20 protein-coding genes and 1 pseudogene are annotated in these 18,933 nt (G+C 66.4%); 10 read left to right on the top strand and 11 right to left on the bottom strand.

The window, feature by feature from the left end:
- The first annotated feature begins 59 nt into the window (after positions 1-59).
- From ABZ441_RS14750 to ABZ441_RS14735, 4 genes are all read left to right on the top strand, one after another.
- Complete coding sequence (locus ABZ441_RS14750) at positions 60-1,019, top strand: AAA family ATPase (protein ID WP_358972866.1); 960 nt, start codon at positions 60-62, stop codon at positions 1,017-1,019.
- A 295-nt stretch (positions 1,020-1,314) separates the two neighbouring features.
- Positions 1,315-2,109: a DUF2637 domain-containing protein gene (locus tag ABZ441_RS14745; RefSeq protein ID WP_358972863.1), complete on the top strand. Its 795-nt coding sequence runs from the start codon at positions 1,315-1,317 to the stop codon at positions 2,107-2,109.
- Positions 2,110-2,430: 321 nt separating this feature from the next.
- Positions 2,431-2,982, top strand: coding sequence for a MobC family plasmid mobilization relaxosome protein (locus ABZ441_RS14740; protein WP_358972836.1), 552 nt, complete (start codon positions 2,431-2,433; stop codon positions 2,980-2,982).
- A gap of 4 nt (positions 2,983-2,986) precedes the next feature.
- The gene (locus ABZ441_RS14735) at positions 2,987-4,711 is read left to right on the top strand and encodes a mobilization protein (RefSeq protein ID WP_358972833.1); all 1,725 of its coding nucleotides are present in this window, start codon (positions 2,987-2,989) and stop codon (positions 4,709-4,711) included.
- Positions 4,712-5,279: 568 nt separating this feature from the next.
- Here ABZ441_RS14735 and ABZ441_RS14730 read toward each other — a convergent pair.
- The 5 genes from ABZ441_RS14730 to ABZ441_RS14710 form a co-directional block, all read right to left on the bottom strand.
- The gene (locus ABZ441_RS14730) at positions 5,280-5,867 is read right to left on the bottom strand and encodes a class IV adenylate cyclase (protein WP_358972829.1); all 588 of its coding nucleotides are present in this window, start codon (positions 5,865-5,867) and stop codon (positions 5,280-5,282) included.
- A gap of 20 nt (positions 5,868-5,887) precedes the next feature.
- Positions 5,888-6,541, bottom strand: coding sequence for a class I SAM-dependent methyltransferase (locus ABZ441_RS14725; RefSeq protein WP_358972826.1), 654 nt, complete (start codon positions 6,539-6,541; stop codon positions 5,888-5,890).
- Positions 6,459-7,100 carry a hypothetical protein gene (locus ABZ441_RS14720; RefSeq protein ID WP_358972823.1) on the bottom strand — a complete coding sequence of 214 codons (642 nt, stop codon included), beginning with the start codon at positions 7,098-7,100 and terminating at the stop codon, positions 6,459-6,461. Before ABZ441_RS14720 ends, ABZ441_RS14725 begins: the two co-directional genes overlap by 83 nt.
- Positions 7,093-7,995, bottom strand: a complete 903-nt coding sequence (locus tag ABZ441_RS14715; protein ID WP_358972820.1) for a radical SAM protein — start codon at positions 7,993-7,995, stop codon at positions 7,093-7,095. The genes ABZ441_RS14720 and ABZ441_RS14715 overlap by 8 nt, the downstream gene beginning before the upstream one ends.
- A 108-nt stretch (positions 7,996-8,103) precedes the next feature.
- Complete coding sequence (locus ABZ441_RS14710) at positions 8,104-8,796, bottom strand: haloacid dehalogenase-like hydrolase (protein WP_358972817.1); 693 nt, start codon at positions 8,794-8,796, stop codon at positions 8,104-8,106.
- Between the two features lie 98 nt (positions 8,797-8,894).
- Here ABZ441_RS14710 and ABZ441_RS14705 point away from each other — a divergent pair, with 98 nt between their 5' ends.
- Together ABZ441_RS14705 and ABZ441_RS14700 are read left to right on the top strand one after the other, a co-directional pair.
- Positions 8,895-9,668, top strand: coding sequence for an XRE family transcriptional regulator (locus ABZ441_RS14705; RefSeq protein ID WP_358972814.1), 774 nt, complete (start codon positions 8,895-8,897; stop codon positions 9,666-9,668).
- Positions 9,655-10,122 (top strand): NUDIX domain-containing protein, encoded by a 468-nt coding sequence (locus ABZ441_RS14700; protein ID WP_358972811.1) that lies wholly within the window; start codon positions 9,655-9,657, stop codon positions 10,120-10,122. Before ABZ441_RS14705 ends, ABZ441_RS14700 begins: the two co-directional genes overlap by 14 nt.
- On the opposite strand, the gene ABZ441_RS14695 is transcribed toward ABZ441_RS14700, so the two are convergent.
- The 4 genes from ABZ441_RS14695 to ABZ441_RS14680 are packed head-to-tail and all read right to left on the bottom strand — an operon-like array spanning position 10,110 to position 13,271.
- Positions 10,110-10,673 (bottom strand): HD domain-containing protein, encoded by a 564-nt coding sequence (locus ABZ441_RS14695; protein WP_358972808.1) that lies wholly within the window; start codon positions 10,671-10,673, stop codon positions 10,110-10,112. The genes ABZ441_RS14700 and ABZ441_RS14695 overlap by 13 nt on opposite strands.
- A complete protein-coding gene (locus tag ABZ441_RS14690; protein ID WP_358972805.1) occupies positions 10,670-12,373 on the bottom strand; it encodes an ADP-ribosylglycohydrolase family protein in 1,704 nt (567 codons plus the stop codon). The genes ABZ441_RS14695 and ABZ441_RS14690 overlap by 4 nt, the downstream gene beginning before the upstream one ends.
- Entirely contained in the window at positions 12,370-13,032 is a 663-nt protein-coding gene (locus ABZ441_RS14685) for a DarT ssDNA thymidine ADP-ribosyltransferase family protein (protein WP_358972802.1), read from the bottom strand. The genes ABZ441_RS14690 and ABZ441_RS14685 overlap by 4 nt, the downstream gene beginning before the upstream one ends.
- Complete coding sequence (locus ABZ441_RS14680; RefSeq protein WP_358972861.1) at positions 13,029-13,271, bottom strand: 3'-5' exonuclease; 243 nt, start codon at positions 13,269-13,271, stop codon at positions 13,029-13,031. The genes ABZ441_RS14685 and ABZ441_RS14680 overlap by 4 nt, the downstream gene beginning before the upstream one ends.
- A gap of 144 nt (positions 13,272-13,415) precedes the next feature.
- Between ABZ441_RS14680 and ABZ441_RS14675 the strand changes: the two genes are divergently transcribed.
- Genes ABZ441_RS14675 through ABZ441_RS14665 form a run of 3 tightly spaced genes read left to right on the top strand, consistent with a single transcriptional unit; the run spans position 13,416 to position 14,847 of the window.
- Positions 13,416-13,910: a winged helix-turn-helix domain-containing protein gene (locus tag ABZ441_RS14675; protein WP_358972799.1), complete on the top strand. Its 495-nt coding sequence runs from the start codon at positions 13,416-13,418 to the stop codon at positions 13,908-13,910.
- An 11-nt stretch (positions 13,911-13,921) separates the two neighbouring features.
- Positions 13,922-14,557: a transposase gene (locus ABZ441_RS14670; protein WP_358972796.1), complete on the top strand. Its 636-nt coding sequence runs from the start codon at positions 13,922-13,924 to the stop codon at positions 14,555-14,557.
- Complete coding sequence (locus tag ABZ441_RS14665; protein WP_358972869.1) at positions 14,545-14,847, top strand: hypothetical protein; 303 nt, start codon at positions 14,545-14,547, stop codon at positions 14,845-14,847. The genes ABZ441_RS14670 and ABZ441_RS14665 overlap by 13 nt, the downstream gene beginning before the upstream one ends.
- A 394-nt stretch (positions 14,848-15,241) precedes the next feature.
- On the opposite strand, the pseudogene ABZ441_RS14660 reads toward ABZ441_RS14665, so the two are convergent.
- Positions 15,242-15,949: pseudogene (locus ABZ441_RS14660) on the bottom strand (UvrD-helicase domain-containing protein); the annotation flags it as partial.
- A gap of 789 nt (positions 15,950-16,738) precedes the next feature.
- Between ABZ441_RS14660 and ABZ441_RS14655 the strand changes: the two are divergent.
- Entirely contained in the window at positions 16,739-17,515 is a 777-nt protein-coding gene (locus ABZ441_RS14655) for an SDR family oxidoreductase (RefSeq protein WP_358972793.1), read from the top strand.
- 305 nt (positions 17,516-17,820) lie between these two features.
- Here ABZ441_RS14655 and ABZ441_RS14650 read toward each other — a convergent pair whose 3' ends face one another.
- On the bottom strand, positions 17,821-18,927 hold the full coding sequence (locus ABZ441_RS14650; protein ID WP_358972790.1) for an endonuclease NucS domain-containing protein: 1,107 nt from the start codon (positions 18,925-18,927) through the stop codon (positions 17,821-17,823).
- Positions 18,928-18,933: the final 6 nt, after the last annotated feature.

Raw genomic sequence — 18,933 nt, 5'->3', positions numbered from 1 at the left:
GTCGCAATCCACACCGAACCCGGAAGGCCCTCACCCGTTCAAGATCCCTCAGCCGAGACCTGCATCACCCGTCCACAACCTCCCCGGACAGAACAACTAGGGAGCAGACGGCCTGGTCGTCGGGAGAGAGCCTGATGATCGTCGGAGCGCCAGGAGTCGGGGAGACCACGCTGGCCCACCAAGTGATCCTCGCTCGTCTGAGCCTGTCGGACAGCGTCCTGGACATGCCGGTCGCACCGAGCCGACGGGTGCTCTACCTCGCGCTGGACCGGTACAAACAGATCGCCCGCGCCATGGCCCGCAGCGTCGGGCCCGAGCATGAGCAGCGGTTGCGCGACGGGCTCGCCGTCTGGCAGGGCCCCCTGCCCGCCAGTCTGGACAAGGAGCCCGACCTCCTCGCCGACCTCGCCGCAGCCCACCAGGCCGACACCATCGTGATCGACAGCCTCAAGGACGCGGTAAGCACGCTGGTCGACGACGCCCTCGGCGTCGCCTACAACAACGCCCGCCAGCGAGCTATCCGCAATGGCGTCGAGATCATGGAACTCCACCATCAGCGCAAGGCCACCGAGGGCGCTCCACGTGCCCAGAAGCCCACCCTGGACCGCGTCTACGGCTCCACGTGGATCACCTCCGGCGCGGGCAGCGTTCTCTTCGTCGCCGGGGAGGCCGGCGACCTCGCCGTCACCCTGCACCACCTCAAAACGCCCACCGGCGAGATCGGCCCCCTCCAGGTCATCCACGACCACGAACGCGGCATCTCGACGCTCGACCCCGCCCTCGACCCGGTCGCCATCCTGCGACAGCGCCCCGACGGCCTGACCGTGCGCGAACTCGCCATGATCCAAAGCGGCCAGAACAACCCCGAGCGCTCGGCCACCGAGAAAGCCAGGCGCACCCTGGACCGACTCGTCAGGGCCGGACTCGCAGGCAAGGCCGAAGGCACCGCAGGCGGCACCGGAGGCGGTCAGCAAGCCCGCTACCGCGCCTCAGTCCGCCATATCGGCGCCGTCTCCTGACCTGATCGCCGAAGGCCGGGACCGTACACGAGGGCGTACACGCACCCCTTCCCCGCGCACCGGCCCACGCCTCGCCGCAGGCGTACATGCCAAGAACGAAACCCCAGGTCAGACGATCACGCAATCGTTCACGCCGTACACGCACACCAGCGTTCACGCGTGAGCCCCCCTTTAGAAGGGGGCTCGCGTGTACGCCCCCTGCGTGAACGCCGTGATCGCCTCCGCAGAACCACCCCGGAGAACCCGCATGACCACACCCGCCACGCCTCATGACACCACCCAGCAGGGCAACGAGATGCCCCACGCCGAGCACGTCCAGGACGTGAAGCCACAAGCAACGGCCCACCATGCGGCCGAGCGGTACGCCCTCGCCGCAGCCGGAACCGTCATCATCGCCCTCACCGCCGGCGGCTTCTGGCTCTCCTACGCACACCTCGCCCAAGTCGCCGGGCAGCATGGCCTGGGAAGCTCCCCGGTCCGGCAATGGGCCTGGCCCGCGACCCTGGACGCCTTCATCGTCGCGGGCGAACTGCTCATGCTCCGCGCCGGCCTCCGTCGAGTGACCGACTGGTGGGCGGTCACCCTGACCGCTACCGGGTCGGTCGGATCCATTGCGCTCAACGTGGCCGGTGTCAGCGGCACGGGCAACGCGAGCATCGTGCCCTTGCTCGACTACGTGGTCGCGGCGGTTCCCCCGACCGCAGCCCTGCTGGCCTTCGGCGTGCTGATGCGGCAGATCCACCAACTGGTCGACCGGCCCCTCGACCGCCCGGCACTCAATTCCGCCGAGGTACCGGAACTGCGGGCCACACCATCCGAACGCATCGCCAATCCGCAGGCAACCGATTCCAGCCGAATGCCGCCGCCCCGGATTTCGGAGGGCCAGCCGCGTGGTGGGCGTCCGGTCAGCGCGACGGTCGAGGAACTGGTTGAGATCGGACGGATCGCCGCGGCCGAGCAGCGGAAGCTCACACGGGGCATCGTGCAACAGGCAATACGGGCCAAGGGACATACGGTCGGCGGCCAGAGGCTGACCGAAGTCATGGAGGTCCTCCGGTCGGAACCCGGCGCCGGTCGGAACGTCGGCTGATCCCCCGCCATCCGGTGGCCGGAACTCCTCCGGCCACCGGTCGCGACGGCCCCCGCCTCTCCGCCCGATCACTCATCCACACCCCCGTAGCCGTAGCCGTGGCCTCCGCACGCCACCACCCGGCCCACACCTTCCGGAGAGCTATCCGTGACCCACGACCCGAACCACGCTGACGGCTCCATCGATGGGCCGCCGACACTGACGAAGTCGCCTACGCTGACAGAGCGTTTGCGGCGGGCGTTCGGATGGACGGCTCCTGGCGGAGCCAGTAGTACCCCGAGTCCGACTCATGGCCGGTCTTCGGGGGGCTCCGCCCCGGGGGTGGCGGAGACGGCCCTGCGCCAGGGGGCGCCGGGCCGGGAGGTCGGGGCCGAGGGCGGCCCCGACCAGGACGAGCTGCGTAACGTCCAGCAGCAGATCCTTCACCCCACGCCCACCGCCGAGCCGACGGCCAGCGAGCGCGATGTGCAGAGCATCCAGCCGGCGATCCGCCGCTTCACCGGTACCAAGCGAACCGTCCGCGTCGGCCCGCTGCGCTTCACAGACGACGAGCACGCCGCCCTCCAGGAGGCCGCCGCCGAGCACGGCTACAAGGGCGAATCCGGCGTCGCAGCCGACATCGTCCTCGCCTTCGTCACAGGCCGGTTCACCGCGAACCTGCCGCTGTCCGAGGACCGCCGCCGCACCCATATGTTCCGCACCCAGGTGCTGCGCGAGCTCAACCGCATCGGCGTCAACGTCAACCAGATCGCCCGCGCGCTCAACAGCGACTTCACGCCGCCCGACATCCGTCAGCGCCTCGACGAACTCCACCACCTGCTGACCCTGATCGCCGAAGCCCTGCGCCGGCCCACTGACCCGACGGAGGTCTGACCGGATGATCGCCGCCATCAAACCGACCGGATCCAACACCCGCGGACTGCTCGCCTACCTCTACGGCCCCGGCCGACACGACGAACATTTCGACCCGCACCTCGTCGACGCCTTCGCCATGCTCGGCATGCCCGACCCCGGCCGCGACGAGAACGCGACCCTCACCGAACTTGCCCGCCACCTCGATGAGCCCGTACACCTGCGGAACAGCGAGTTCGGCAAGCCCGTCACCGACCACGTCTGGCACTGCCCCGTCCGCGCCGCACCCGAAGACCGCCATCTCTCCGACACCGAATGGGGCGAGATCGCCCAACGCATCGTCCAGGCAGCCGGCATTGCACCCGACGGCGACGACCTGGCCTGCCGCTGGATCGCCGTACGCCACGCCGACGACCACATCCACATCCTCGCCACCACCGTCCGCGAGGACGGCCGCCGCCCCAAATTCCACGACAGCGGCATCCGCGTCGGCGACGAATGCCGCCAGATAGAGAAGGACTACGGGCTGCGGCAGTTGAAGAAGGGCGACGGCACCGCCGCCCGCCGCCCCACCCAGGCGGAGATGCACAAGGCCGAGCGCCTCGGCTGGGAGCAGACCAGCCGCCAGTGGCTCCAGGACCGCATCCGCGCCGCCATCCCCCACGCCACCAGCGCCGAGGAACTCCTCGCCTACCTCGAAGCCGACGACATCCTGGTCAAGCCCCGCCGCGGCCCCTCAGGAGACCTCCTCGGCTACGCCGTCGGCCGGCCCGGCGACCTGAACAAGGACGACGAGCAGATCTACCACCCCGGCGGGAAGATCGCCCCCGACCTCACCCTGCCCAAACTCACGGCCCGCCTGGAAAGCAGCGCACCGGAGGAACACCCCACCGCCCGCCGCGACCGACCCACCACCCCCTGGGATCAGGCCACCGAAGTCCTCAACATCCTCCGCCCAGAGAGCACCAACACGAGCGCCGACGAGGACGCACGGACACAGGCGAACATCAGCGCTCTGGGCGAACTGATCGAAGCCACCGCGCAAGCCGCGCCCCCTGACCATCGCGCTCAACTGCGCTCGGCCAGCGTGGCATTCACCCGTGCACAGCGGTCGCAGATCCGGGCCGAGGACGGTGCCGCCCATGCCCTGCGGACCGCGGCCCGCGACATCGCGTACACCGCCACCGGCCCCGACGGCAGCGCCTTCGCAGCCCTGACCGCCGCACTCCTCTGGGCCGCCATCCTCGCCGCACGCTGGCACGAGGCCAAGGGCCATGCCCACCAGGCCAACGCTGCCCGCCAAGCTGTCCAGCACCTCCAGTCGGCAGCCGACGCCGCGCTCGCTCCGACGCTCACCGAACTCGAAGCCCGGCGTCCCGGTGAAGGGACCCGCCGCACTCTTGCCAACGACGTACGCGCAGCCGTTCCCGAACACGCCGAGCGGATCCTTTCCGACCCGGGCTGGCCCGCCCTCGCCACCGTCCTTGCCGACGCCGAAGCCAGCGGCCACAAACCCCACCAGCTCCTCAAGGAAGCCGCAGCCCAACGTGAACTGACCACAGCCCGCCAACCGGCCCGCGTCCTGATCACCCGCATCCAGCACACCAGCCGCAACCCCGCACCCAACCGCCGCGCCGAGGCAGCCCGCCTACGAAGCGTCAGCGCACCAGCCTTCGGCTCCCCTTCACCTAGCGCCCAGTCGAGGACAACCGCAGCGCCCACGAGCCAGCCGAGCCGCCACCGACGCTGACCCGGCAGGAGAGCCAGATCCCCAGAGACCCGCCAGCAGTGTCGGCGAGGGTCTCCTCAGGACGCCCGTGAGCCCCGGTAGCGTGGACCTACGTCGGAGAGGCGCCTGTATATCAGCGCTGGGCCGGTCACCACGCGTGGTGACCGGCCCAGCCGCTGATGCGCCTGTCCGTTCTCGGCCTCACTCCCGACGGAACATGCCGCCCCGTGCGCGATGCTTTCCAACGCGTCGTCCCTCAGGCTGCTCGGTTGCAGAAGCCGTGCTCACAGGTGGGAGGCGAGTCGGTTCGTCGTGAAGGAGGAGGGACTGCCAGACCTGCTCCTGCAAGACGCGGATGCACGGGCCGCAGGCGAACATCGCCGCCTGGGCACCCGCCACACTCACCGGGCCGATCCACAGAACACGGGTCCACCGCTGGCCGCAGTAGAGCCAGCAGAAGCCGTCAGTCCACGTATTGCCGTCGTCAGTGTCTGCGGCGGCGGGCAGACCGCCGCGCGCGAACTCGGCGATGCCGGGTATGACCCGAGGCGTCACGGCCAGTTCTATCAACACAGCTCGGTCCCCAAGATCACTCGCTCGGGACAGCTGCCCTGGCCGAAGCCTGCTTCTCGGCGTCGGCGAAGAGGAGCGTGGGCTCGGCCAGGATGTCCCTGCCGGCCTCGCTCTTGTAGATCTCGTCGACGCTGCCGAATCGTGCCTCGGTGTAGTCGAGGTCGAGCAGGGCTGCTGCCTGGCGGACCGATGCCTCGTCGGGTCCTTCGATCTCGACGAAGGTGGGGAGGTCCGGCCAGGTGTCGAAATCGAAGGCGACTTCGCCCAGTCGCCACTCCTCGCGGTAGTTCTCCTGGTAGCGGACTTCGCGCAGGCCGACGTTGCGGAGGATCTCGGCCATGGCGTGCAGGTCGGACACCTCGGTCTCGATCTCGGTGGTGCCGTCGATCGTCGTGGAGTCGGTGACCTGCTTCAGCGTGAGAGTGGAGCGGGTGGCCTCGTCCCTCAGGCGGACCCAGGCGCCGCCTTCGAGGGCGTCGTTCTCGAAGATCTTCCGGGTGAGGAGGGTGCGCGGAAATGCCTGGACGGCTCCGAGCGCGATCAGTTTGGCCTGGAGGCCGTCGACGTCGACGGCGAGGAACTTGGCCTCGTACTCGTGCTTCATAGGTCCTTCTTCCCGTAGCTCTAGGAGGGGGTGGACGCACGGGCGGCGAGGAGGAGGCCCATGCGGTGGTTGTGGTCCTGCAGCTGTCCGACGTGCGCCTGCTCGGTGAACTCGTTGGTCCGCAGTGTGAGCAGGACGTCCCAGTCCCCGATGAAGTAACGCCGCAGCTTCTCGGGGGATGTGTAGTGCTCCAGCACGTGGTGGCGTTGCGTGAGGGGCATCATGAACTCCGCGCCGAACAGACCGCCGGGCCTGACCAGGCGCTGCATGCGGTCGACGAACTCGCCCAACGTTCGGTGGTGGTTGGCACTGTAATGCCACGAGCAGCTCGTCCAGACGGCATCGCAGGGGGCGGTGGCGGGTTCGGAGGCGAGGAAGTCCTCCTCCACGACCTGGACACGGTCGTGAAGCCCTTCCTGCTTCAGCCGCTCGATCATTCCCATCGCGTGACCGGGTCTGTCACCCGGAAGTTGGACCTCGCCGCCGTGGAGGGCGAGCGGGTCGCGCTCGATGGCGATGACCCGGTAGCCGGCCGCGGCCAGTGGCACGACGAGTCTGCCGTCGCTCGCGCCGATGACCGTCACCGTGGAGTCAGGCTCCGTACGCTCCTTGAGCGCGGCGAGGAACTGAGGGAAGAAGGTGAGGGTGTGTCGCCACATGCTGGGTGTCTGCACTGGCTTGCTCTCCTTGCGGGTGGGTGCTCAGGACGGCTCGGAGTGCCTCGTCAGTGGTGAGTCCGGTGGTGTTCACGCGGTGCATCGGGAACGAGGCGTAGGCGTCGGTGATCTTGTCTGCGGTGATCTCGGCGAGGGCGTCCCAACGCGAGACGGGCTTGTCGCGCCTGGCGAGTCGGCGCTGGCGCTCGTCCTCCGCGCAGACGAGGTAGTGGGTGACGGGACGCGGGATGCCTGGCGGCAGGGACACGGAGAGGTTGGCGCCGAAAGCGCGGTGGTTGGCCAGGCACCGTGCGAAGTAGCTTTCGACGACGACCGGGATGCCGGCGGACAGGTACCGCTGGATCTGATCGGTGGCGGTGAACAGGGCCGAGAGGTAGAAGCACATGCGTGCCTCGGCGTTGCCCAGCCGGTCGACCTCCTGCCGCATTGCCTGGTAGCTGGGTGGCACGGTCGGGACCAGTACTGCGCCACGGGCGGCTGCGAGCATGGGGGCGAGAGTGGATTTGCCGGTGCCGCGGAGTCCTTCGACGCTCTCGAACGACGCCGGGTCAGACACGTCCGTACACCACATCCGGCACCGCGAGAGTGAGTTCGTCGGTGGCTGACGGCCGGTGGTCGATGTGGCCGGCGAGCTTGTCGTACCAGAAGGCGTGCGAGTCCTTGCCGACGGCCTTGCAGGACATGGTGAGCGCGCCGCGCGGGTCGGCTTCGATCCGCTCGATCTCCAAAGGGCCCCCAGCGGGGAGGCAAGCGTCCGGCGCACCGAGCTCGGACAGGTCTTCGTCGAGGATCACCTCAATGTCCAGCTCGGCCGAGGCCAGGCGCTCCCGCAGCCGGGTGTAGGCCGTGGCGTCGTTGACGAGGAGCTCGGGGTGATCCGCTGCGTTGCCGACCGGCCGGAGGCAATGGAGTTTCAGCTGCTCCACCCCGTAGTGCTGCAGTGTGCGGGCGAGCGGCAGAACCTCGTCGATGTTGCGTGAGGTGACCGTCATGGTCGCGCCGGCGCGGACGCCGAGCTGCTGGGCGATTTCGAGTGCGCTCAGGGCACTGCGGTAGCTTCCGAACTTGCGGATCTTGTCGTTGGTCGTGCCGATGCCCTCCAGCGATACCCGGAGCAGGTCCAGGTCGGGGGCGATCTCGGTCAACCGGCGCTCGATGCGGTAGCCGTTGGTGCAGATCTCGACCTGCATGCCCAGGTCCCGCTTGGCGTACCGGACGACCTGGGCGAGGTCCCGATAGACGAACGGCTCGCCGCCCAGCAGGGTGACGGCCTCGGTGCCGTACTCGTCGCGCATCAGGGTAAGGAGGTTGACCGCCTCGTCCGTGGTGAAGGCGTCGGCGTGCTGAAGCCGTTTGCCGTGGAAGCAGTGCAGGCATTCGAAGTTGCAGCGGTAGAGCAACTGCAGGTACAGCATCCGGATCCTGCGGATCCCGGTGACTTCGCTGATCACGAGGGTCTCCTTCGAGGCGCTTGCCTGGTGGGAGACCTGATATTGGCGGGACAGGTACGGACCTCGTCACCGCGTATCGGGACGCTGTAAGGACGTCCTGGGACGTTTTCAGCGTGCGGAGAGCCCCTCCAGGATCCCGAGTACACGGCCGGTGTCCGTGAGATCGGGCAGGACCGTATGGGCACCGGCGTCTGCCAGCTCCTGGGCGCTGTGGACGCCGGAGGCGACCGCGATGATCTCGGAGCCCGTGGAGAGTGCGGCTTCCACGTCCCTTGGGGTGTCTCCGACGAGCACGACGGGCACGCCATCCTGGGCGCCCCGCAGTCGCTGGGCCCGCTCCCGGGCGACAGCGACCAGGTCGGGGCGCTGGAGGGCATCGGCCCCGTAGGCACCGACCGGCAGGTCGAGGAGTGGATCAAGGCCGAAGGCCGCGACCTTCACGCGGGCGTTGTCCGCGATATTGCCGGTGAGCACCGACGACACCCAACTGCTGCGTACAGAGACCTCCTTCAGGACTTCCCGTACGCCGGGCAAGGCTGTTCCCCGACGGCTGAGGTCCTGGAGACGCGCCTCCCCTGCGTCGGACAGCGCTCCCTCGACCGCTGCCCAGTCCGGCTCGGCCAAGCCGTTCCACTCGAACATGTCGCGCATGATCAGCCGGTCCGTACGCCCTTCCGTCCGCGCCGGCCCTGCGGGCGCCCTTCCCGCCAGGGCCGTGAAGGCGGCGGCGTAGATCTCCTTGCTGACCCCGGCGTTCTCGATGAGGGTGTGGTCGATGTCCCACAGGACGATGAGCTCCATGCATCCAGCGTAAATACAGCAGCCATGACCCCCTCATTCCGTGGAACGTCCCGAAACGTCCTTGCCGCTCCTGACCGGTCTCGGCTTGTATGGCGTCTGTGAACGAGCGATTGCACTCCGTGCTCGCCCAGCGCGGCATCCCACCCGAATCACTCGCCGAAGTCTGCGAGGTGGACCCCAAGACCGTTGGCCGGTGGCTCGGCGGACGCGTTCCCCATCCTCGCCACCGCTTCCGCGTGGCCAAGCACTTACGGGTGGAGGAACTGTTCCTCTGGCCCGCACCGGCGCCGAGCACCCAGCAGCAACTCACTGGTTCAGGAAAGGAGCTGACCGGGACCTACCAGAACCGGGCGAGCGTCCCGCGCGACACGTGGCTGTCGCTGCTCAACGGCGCCCAGGAACAAATCAGCGTCCTCGTTTTCTCCGGCACCTTCTTCGCCCAGTCCAACCCCCACGTCGCCAAGATGCTCGCCGAGCGCGCGTCGAGCGGGGTGCGAGTGCGGCTCTGCTTCGGCGACTCGAAGGGCCAGGCGGCAGCAATCCGGGGCCACGAAGAGGGAATCGGCGACACACTCGCCGCCAAGATCCGTGCCTCCCTGACCTACTACCGGCCCTTGTTGTCCGAGGCCGGATGCGAGGTGAGGCTGCACGACACCACGCTCTACACCTCCATGTTCCGGTACGACGATGACCTTCTGATCAACCCGCACGTCTGGGGCCAGCCGGCCAGCGCCAACCCCCTCCTCCATCTCCGCAGAGCAGACACGGCGGGCTGGTTCGACAATTACGCTCAGAGTTTCGAAGCTGTCTGGGCCACCGCACGGCCCTGGACACCAGACCAAGAGGAGCCCTCGCCACATGGGCAGGACTGAGTACTACAACGACCCCAAGGCCCCCAAGGCGAACACGCTCATCCCCGCCAATAACCTGCTCGTCGTCGACGACGACGGCGCCATACTGCTCCAACGCCGCCGGGACACCGGCCAGTGGGCCCTGCCGGGGGGCGCGCAGGACATCGGCGAGACTGCCGCCCAGTGCGCAGTGCGTGAATGCCTTGAAGAGACCGGGATCATCGCCGAGATCACGGGCTTCTTGGGGGTCTACACGAACCCGAACCACATCGTGGCCTACACCGACGGCGAGATCCGCCAGCAGTACGAGAACACCTACATCGGCCGCCCGGTGGGCGGCGAGCCCACGATCAACGACGAAGCCGACGGCGTCCGCTACGTCCAGCCGAGCGACCTGGACCAGTACGACATCCACCCCAGCATGCGCCAACAGATCGGTGACTACCTCGCTGGCACTTACCCCTACCTGGGCTGAGCGGCCAATGCCGCTTCCACCCGACCCACGACCGCGCGGATGTCCGGCGACGCCCGACGGATGAACCGCCCCACCGGGCTGCTGGATTCGTACCGGCTGGTGATCTCAGCCAACCGAGTATCGACCGTAGTGACCCTGCCATCGGGCGTGGTCGTCATGTCGCAATACACCAAGGCATCTACGAGCCGGTGGTCGTCGAGCAGCGGAAATTCGGCTTGCAGCTCGCCCTCCAGCCCGCGCTCCTCGGCCTCGAGCAATGCCAGCGAGTGGTTCGCCACCAGCCGCACCAGCCGCTCATCCGCAGCATGGCCGTCACGAAGAAACCGAGCACCATCCAGCGGATGAAAGCCTGTCGCTGCCAGCCGCGGTGCGTAGCCCACGTCGTGAAGAACGGCGGCAGAAGCCAGCAGGTCCGCGTCACCACCCAGGAGTTCAGTCAGCTCGGCCGCGCGCCGCGCGACTCCTTGCGAGTGCATCCATCGACGAGGAAGAGACTCACGCAGCTCCGCCTCGGCCACCGAGCATGCCCACTTCGCCATCGGTTCGTTCATGCTGATCGGCTCTTAATTTCCGCCTGGAGAGTAGCCGTGAACGCAATCATTTGTTCCACCGTGCCGAGTTCGGCAATTCGACGAACAGCGTAGCCAACGGCCTGATCTGTGTACCCCTGCAACCGAAGCCATTCCAGCATGGCGTCAACATTTAGATCCTGACCTCCAGCGGGACGCTGGCGGTCTTTTGGGCGAGCGCGGCCCTCAGGGACAGTAGTCGCAGGCATAGCGAGCTCGATTTCTTGCTGCATCGCGTCAGGAACCAGGTCTGATTGTGCCGATTGAAGACTTCCCCTAACCTCAACTCCTGAGTGCATCATCGGACGTTGCGCGTCCGGCAGCCTCTCCAGCTCCTTACGATGCTTAACGAGAATGGTTTGCCCGAAGTCGAGGGTCGCCCAGGACCAAGCGAAAGATCGAGCCGATCCAGCCAGCGCCAGATTTTCGCAGACTCCAAGCCCGGCTACGGCGGGTTTATCCCCCACCAAGCCCATAGCGCCAGCCTGGGTCCTTGGGGCTTCCCAGTGGAGCAGGTCCGGGTAAGCAAAATTCCCGGTCTGGCTAGGATCGCCTGCTGAATGCGCTGCAAGCCGAAGAGCTTCTGCCGCAATGTAGTCCCTGTCAGCAACCCTGCTGGGCGGCTCATCAGCAGTCACGCTGCCCAGCAGGGCAGCCGCCATGGTGGCAATCGTGTCGGTGTCTGTCCCTAGTGCCGCTGTGGTCATCCGAAGGACCTGAAGAGGATTCTGCACGCCGGCGAAGGCTAGGGCGTGCGCCGCAACCACCGTAGCCGTGCCGCTTCCTCTCGTAGCGGGCGAGCGCAAGTCGAGCTTCTGAATGAGCGAATCATAGGCACCTTGGAGAGCAGACATATCTTGCTTTCCAACCGCCGCACCACCGATTCCGATGAATTCCTCGACTGCGGGAATCATGTCGACCACTTCAATCAGTGTGGCCTTCCATGCCTCATCGAAGGATTTCTCAGATTCTCGCTCCCAGGCCGCACACCACATGGAAAGTTCCGCATGCTGACGGATAATGTCTGGGAATTGATGAAATTCATCGATTGCATTCAGCCACTCATCTGGACCGGGCACTTGGCCACGGTCGAGCGTGTATCCCAAGGCCATCGCATGGAGAAGTGCTCCGATTAGTGCGCGCGGGTGCCCATGAGTAATTACAGTGTCGCTTATTACCTCTAGAAGGTAGGGGCCAATTCGGCCTGGTTCTTGGGCGGCCCACACGTGGGGCTGCACCCGCATCGCAGCACCATTTCCCCCTGCCTCAGTCCAGCCTTTGAAGAAATTCCCAAACCATGGAACGCTCGCGCCGGAGATGTGAGAGGCTGCCGCCTTCGATGCCCTACCTCCACCCAGTGCATAACTCGTCCAGATTGGAAGTTCGACCTTCGCGAACGCTTCTGCATCGAAACCTGTAGGGCGAATCGCGCGACCCACAGCAAGGCGAAGCTGCGTATCGTCACTGTAAGTTCCGGCGGGAAGCCGGACGGTGACGCCGAACTTACCCCCGACACGGCGGTTCCACTCGACTGGCTCCATGAGGGCTCGGTCGGCTAGGCGGCGGCGGAGACCCGCTTCATCAGTCAGTTCACTGATGAAGCCAAGGGAATCGGCCCAAGCCGCCCAGAGCGCTGAGTGCAGGCGTCGCTGGAAAACCAACTTGGCATCGGTGGGGCTCATGTGAAGACCTCGGGTACGCAGGTGACCGGCACAGCATAGGTCGACGGGAAGCTCGCGAACCAGCCGCTGATGTCATCTGCATGATGCTCCTCGCGCACATAGATGCACTGCAGCTTCGCCAGAGACAAGCGTCCCGGGTACAGCACTTCCGCCTGCCGGTCAGTAGTCCAATGCGCAGGCTGACCAGCAAATCGCGCCATGGGCTGCGAGTACCGGCCGCTGACGACCTCGGCGAACAAGGCGTTGAGCCCGTCGGTCCCCGTGGCACGTCGCACTGAGGGGTAGATGTTGTTTGTGGTGGTGAAGTAAACGCCCGGATCGCCGAGGACATCGGCCTCGAAGCTCAGCGCGGCCCACCACACGTTGTCAACCTCATGCCATCGTTCACTGGCATCGAACATCGAACCGTTGATTCGCGAAACACTGAGATTGACATAATCCAACCAAACCCGATCCTTTCGGGTACTACAGTTGGGCGTATAAATGTGCTCCACATATTTCTCTAAGGGGAGCCGCTTTCGACTGAGCACGGCAGATGTGCCCAATATTCCCAACAAGCCAAGGTTAGTGGTGAAATGGAGGACTTCAGAGATTCCCCGATCTGCAATGATCGACTCAATCGATTCCTTGGCCTCGGTGGCGTCGCCAGTGGTAGTCACACACGCACCTCCTCGTATGTGCCATCGGCCAAGAGATCGATAAGCGTGGACGGGTCATCGGCCTTGTAGCCCAACGTCACGGTCTTGCGGGATCTGCCGACACCCATGGCCAAGAGCCTGCGCAACATGTCGAGCATGGCATCCCCCTCCTCATCCCCATGAGGAGTCACCTGTTGGTTCAGTCCAAGCATGAACACGTGGTCGAATTCCAGCCCCTTGGCCGAGTGGACGGTGCTCAGGGCAACGGACTCCGGCCCAGAGGGCCAGCCAGAGGCGCGAGTTAGTTCGCACCAGGCGATACCCTCCGACGCTACTGAACTTGATCGGGTGATGTCGGGCTGTTTGCCGGACAGTGTGAGGGTGGGTTCGGTAGTCCTGGTGGGGTGAGATATCCGCAGGGTGGCGGCTTGACCGAGGCCGGGAGGACCGCCCGGGAACGGGTCCGGCTCCAGGCCGTGGCTGGCTTCGAGGCTGGCGATAAGAACCGGGAGATCGCTGCCGCACTGCGAGTCTCAGAGCGCTCGGTGGAACGCTGGCGGCGCCAATGGCGCGAGGATGGCCTGCCCGGGGTGGCATCGAAGGGATCGCCCGGTCGGCCCCGCCTGTCGGACACACAAATCGCGCGGCTGGAGCGGGAGTTGGAGCGCGGACCACTGGCCCACGGGTGGGCCGACCAGCGGTGGACGCTGGCCCGGGTGAAGACGCTGATTGGCCGTCTGTTCCACGTCTCGTACACCGTGGAGGGGACGTGGCGGTTGCTGCGGCGGCACGGCTGGTCCTGGCAGCAGCCCGCCCGGCGTGCGATCGAACGCGACGACGACGCGGTGGAGCTGTGGAGGCGGGAGGTCTGGCCGCGGGTAAAAGCACCGCGGCGGTGAACAACGCCTGGGTGGTCTTCGAGGACGAGGCCGGCCAGTCGATGACGCCGCCGCGCGCCAGAACCTGGGGCCGTCAGGGCATCACCCCGGTCGTCCGCGTGCGCGGGCGCGGTTCGGGCCGGGTCTCCATGGCGGGGATGACCTGCTACAAGCCCGGCGAGCGGTCCCGCCTGATCTACGCGATCCGCGAGTACCGGGGCCGCAAGGACGAACCGAAGGGCTTCGGCTGGAAGGACTACCGCGACCTGATCCTCCGCGCCCACACCCAGCTCGGCGGCCCGATCGTCCTGGTGTGGGACAACCTGCGCATGCACCTGGTCGCGCCGCTGCGGGAGTTCTTTGCGGCCAACACCGCCTGGCTCACCGTCTTCCAGTTGCCGACCTACGCCCCGGACCTCAACCCGCAGGAGGGCATCTGGTCGCTGGTCAAACGCGACATCGGCAACCTCGCCGCCGCCGACCTCAGGCAGATCACCCGCGCGGTGAAGCGCAAGCTCAAGATGCTGCAGTACCGGCCGGAGGTCATCGACGGCTGCCTGACGGGCACCGGCCTGAGCATCGATCTGGCCCCTGACCTACGCGGTGATGAAAGTGCCCGACCGCTTTCGATGCCAGGTATGGCAGCATCATTGCCATGTCTTTGCTGACCTGGGACTACGACGGTGATCTGTTCTGCGCCCTCACCACCGAGACGGGCACAGCTGAAGGCCGGACTACGCATTTCGAGCTCAGCGAGGCCCGCATGGTTCCGGGCGGAGCCTCTTCTGTGCCTGCTTCACCGGCTCCAGGGCCGACAGCTGTGACGGTGCTTGTCTACACACCCGAGGAGGAGAAGCCGGCAGAGGTCTACTTCGACGCGACGCAAACGCTGCCGTTCGCCGTCCTCCAGCACTTCGTGGCGCTCGTTGCCTCACGCTTGGAAAGCACAGGATCGTAGAGCAACCGTCCTGGCAGCACAGCGAGACCCTGGGCCGACAACACGAGTTCAAGTTCAGTAGAACCTGTCGAAGGTAGTCAAACCACCCGCCCCCCTTCGGGTGGAGGAACGCAACCGACTCACTAGTCAGATCAATGTCATTTCGTAGACGCTGAATGGCGTAGCGCACTTGATCGCCGAATCGTCCGACCGCCACGGCGGGCAGAGGGCCGTCGCGATCACAGGCCAAAAAGTCGGGGAGTGCGCCATCATCTTCGTGCGGCAGTCCTTCGACCAAACCGCGTGCGAAAGCGGCTACTTGACGCGTGTTGCGGTAGTTGCTGCGCAGTACATGTGCGTTAGTAAGTTGAACTCCGGCCTCTGACCAGGTGAAAAAGCGCGGGTAGATGCGCTGGGTAGCGTCCATTACGAATGTCGTGGTGTGGTCCCCACTCACATGCGCGCTGATGGTTCGCACCTGGTTGGCACTGAAGTCCTGGGCCTCATCGACGATCACGATGTCCCAAGCCGGCTGCCCACCCGCTCGGCCTGCCTCAACGGCTACGTCGTTCCAATCCCTCCATCCGCACTTCTCCTTGTGGCTGATGTAAGGGCTCACCACCTCGGTCAAGAGGCGCTTTCGCAGTGAGCGATCGACGCGAGGAGCCTGCCCTCGCCCCTCACGGCGAGCGGTCAGGTACTCCTCGATGTCCTCGGGGCGGAAGCGCCCCATCAGGTATTCCACCTCATCGACGATGAAGTCATCTGGCAGAGAGAGGGCGGAAGCCAGGCTGCGGATGACCGGCCGCGTCCGCGCGCGATCGACAAGCCCATCGTTGCCGACCATGTCAACGGCCCACTTACTGAAGGTCGCAACACGAAGGACCAGTCCCGCAGAACCTGACACCTGCTGTCGAGCGAGCTCTGCGATGTACCCCTGAAGAGTCTTGTTGTAGGTGAGCACCAGGACTCGTACCGGCTCTTCTTGCTGTAGTCGCTCTCGACGGCTCAACCTGGTGGCGCACAGCTGTCGCAGCCGCAACAGCGCAGTTGTCGTCTTACCGCTGCCTGCGGCACCACGGACCAGATGAAAGCCGGGCCGAGTATCCGCCAGAATGCGCATCTGCTCCGGGCTGGCCTCAACGTGCGACAGCAGCCTCATAGTCCACTCCCGAGGTCGGATCCGGTGTGCCGGACTCACATGGCGCTTAGGCTAGACCGCAACAGGAGTCAGAGAGTAAGACTTTCAGTACATTGGGTAAGAAGATCTCGTCTGGCCGGCTCATCCCATCCTGATGTGCTAGCGGCATCGAGATGGCAGCAAGGTGATCGGCGGCTTCCCGGCTACCGCGTGACCGGGAAGCCGCCGACCTGCACCAACGCGGGCCGGATCCTTGGTCTCAGTTTCGGTCTCGTTCACGGACGTACGGCACCGTTCTAAACACCTACCGCTCCCTTCTCGCCCTAAGTCGGAACGTCCCCGCACGCCCCTGCATCTCCATATGCAGACTTGGAAAGCGTGTTGGGGGCAACCCCTCACAAGTTCGAATCTCGTATCCTCCGCCATTGCTCTCCGGGCAATACGTCGAAGGTCTGTGCGCAGGGGCACACGGTGGCACGCCCCCGCCTCTGACTGCGCGGCCTGGGCGAGGCGCTGATGGCAGCGGCGGTCCGTCCCACGGGTCGCAGTAGTGGCTGCGTCGGCTCGTGGCCGGCCGCCTGCCTCCGATCCCTGCTGGCAGTGCTCCTGCTCATCCGGCCGGGTCGACGCAAGAGCGGTGTGCCGTTCGACGACGCGTCCGACAGGCACGAGGGGTGATGGCGTCACTTCCGCTACCTCTTCAGCCTCTTCCTTCTCTCCGTCGGCCATCGAGTCGATACCCTCGGTCAACTTGGTGACGGGGGAGGGTGCATGGCCGGGTTGAGCAGGCTCGACGGCAAGCGGGCTCTGGTGATCGGTGGTGGCGGGGCAGGGATAGGCCGGAGCATCGTCCGTGCCTGTGCGGCCGCCGGGGCGGCAGTGGTGGTGGTCGACGTGGATGCCGCACGGGCTGCCGAGGCGGCAGACGAGTTGCGGGCGGCCGGACATGCCGCCCACGCGCTGAGCGCTGACGTCCGCTCCCTCGAACAGCTGGAAGCCACGATCACCGGGGCGGCCGAACGGCTGGGCGGGCTCGACATCCTGGTCACGGTGGTCGGTGGCCAGGTGGCGTTCGTACCTGCTGTCAAGCTGCACGAGATGGCCGACGAGGACTGGGACACCGTCTACGAATTGAACCTGCGCTATGTGGTCCGCGCAGTGCGGCACGTGCTGCGGCTCTTCTTGGAACAGGGCACGGGCGGGAACATCGTCAGCATCGGCTCGGTCACGGGATTCATGGCCGCGCCGAAGCAGGCCGGTTACGGTGCCTCCAAGGCCGGTCTGTACAGCCTGGCGCGGACGGTCGCGGCCGAGTACGCGGCCGACGGCATCCGGATGAACGTCGTGGCAGGTGGGGCGATCAGCACCGCCGTCAACGCCGGCTCCTCCGGTGAATGGGTCCCCGAAATCCCGGCAGGCCGCTACGGCACATCGGAGGAGATGGCTGCCGCGGCCGTCTACCTGGCCTCGGACGAGGCGCGCTACATCACCGGTCAGCAGATCGTGCTGGACGGGGGCGTCTCGGTCCGCGGCCCCTTTCCCGAATAGCCCGGACCGGAGTACACCCCCGGTCTCGGGCCCCCGGATCACCGAAGTCCCTGGCTGTCCCGCAGGGTCACCGCTGAAAGCGTGCGGATCCGACCCCTCACGAGTTCGGATCTCGTATCCTCCGCCATTACTTTCGCCGGGCAGTACATCGACGGCCCCCGCAGCTCGCTGCGGGGGCTGACCTCTTCCTGCTCTCGGCGCGGAACGCACGGACCTCGCCCTACGCGCGGAGCTGATCCCTGATTCCGGCGAGCATCAGCCTGATCCGGGCGCTCCGCCTCACCACCTCAACAACCCCTGGTCAGTCACGCAACGCCGAAGTGGCGGGAGACTTCCTCGACCGTGAAGCGGGCGCGGAGCTTGCAGGCGGAGTTCTGATTGGCGAAGAAGCCGGGTCGCCACAACGCCCTCTCGCGCGGCACAGCCTGCTCCCAGTCGACCGGGACGACCCACTCGCGGCGGTCCTCCCCGCCCGCTCCGGGCGCTGTACCACCGTGCGGCCGGTAGGAGCCTTCGAGCTCGAGGTCCGCCATCCGCCGGCTCTCGCCGTCAACGGTGAGGACGGCATCCTCGAAGGGCTGCGGCTCGCCGGACACCGTACCCACGCCTACGTACCCCGTCTTGGGAATGTGCGTGAACACCCGCGCCCCCGCAGGCAGGGAACGGAGTGTGCGGGAGAACCAGTCCCCGCCACCGGCCGACACGAAGCCGTGCTTACGCGCGTCCACCCAGCTCCGGGAGCCCGGCTCGTCGCCGAAGGAGACGTACCAGTCCGTACCGTTCCACGGCTCCTGTTTTCCCCGCCCCTTCGTTCCCGACGGCGGCACCACGTCCTCGGCCTCGTCCAGAAGCCACGTGCGCGCCAGGTAAGAACGGCCCTCGTCCTCGAAGTAGCGGAAGAACAGCACGTTGACGGGGACGCCGTGACTGGATGCCAGGTAGGTGACGATCCGCTCGGTGGCGGCGTCGATCTCGCTCGCGACGACGGTAAGGGTGTGGGTACTGTTCAGCGCCTCCGGAGCGCTACCGCCGAAACGCAGCGCGAACGCCTCGTCCAGTTCCGTCACCAGGCCCCGATCGCGGGCATACGTCGCGTAGATCTCCCGCACCTGCTCGTTGCTCAGTTCCTGGACCCAGGAGCCGTAGTCGAGGAGCTGCGCCACGACCTCCCGGGGGGTGCAGTCCCGTTTGAGCTCCAGGACGTGCAGGGCGCCCTCGGCGTCCATGCCGAGCAGATCGACGAATTTTCCGTGATCCGTCCGCACCTGTCGGCCGATCAGCAGAAGTGGTCTGCCGAGGATCTCAGGATCAGCCTCTATGAGCTTCTCCAACCTCGACTCCAGAGGCATCGGCCGCGTGACCACTCGCACCGGCTCGTCGTCCACCCGCCACAGCCCGAACTCCAGAGGCACTCCGTA

The sequence above is a fragment of the Streptomyces sp. NPDC005752 genome (genome assembly GCF_040630715.1).
Taxonomy (GTDB): Bacteria; Actinomycetota; Actinomycetes; order Streptomycetales; family Streptomycetaceae; genus Streptomyces.
Note: the sequence above shows the minus strand (reverse complement) of the source record. Positions and strands in the feature narration are given on the sequence as shown.

Coding starts and splice junctions, on each gene's coding strand:
- ABZ441_RS14745 (WP_358972863.1), top strand. CDS start 1,315: ATGCCCCACGCCGAGCACGTCCAGGACGTGAAGCCACAAGCAACGGCC.
- ABZ441_RS14735 (WP_358972833.1), top strand. CDS start 2,987: ATGATCGCCGCCATCAAACCGACCGGATCCAACACCCGCGGACTGCTC.
- ABZ441_RS14730 (WP_358972829.1), bottom strand. CDS start 5,867: ATGAAGCACGAGTACGAGGCCAAGTTCCTCGCCGTCGACGTCGACGGC.
- ABZ441_RS14710 (WP_358972817.1), bottom strand. CDS start 8,796: ATGGAGCTCATCGTCCTGTGGGACATCGACCACACCCTCATCGAGAAC.
- ABZ441_RS14700 (WP_358972811.1), top strand. CDS start 9,655: ATGGGCAGGACTGAGTACTACAACGACCCCAAGGCCCCCAAGGCGAAC.
- ABZ441_RS14695 (WP_358972808.1), bottom strand. CDS start 10,673: ATGAACGAACCGATGGCGAAGTGGGCATGCTCGGTGGCCGAGGCGGAG.
- ABZ441_RS14690 (WP_358972805.1), bottom strand. CDS start 12,373: ATGAGCCCCACCGATGCCAAGTTGGTTTTCCAGCGACGCCTGCACTCA.
- ABZ441_RS14665 (WP_358972869.1), top strand. CDS start 14,545: ATGTCTTTGCTGACCTGGGACTACGACGGTGATCTGTTCTGCGCCCTC.
- ABZ441_RS14655 (WP_358972793.1), top strand. CDS start 16,739: ATGGCCGGGTTGAGCAGGCTCGACGGCAAGCGGGCTCTGGTGATCGGT.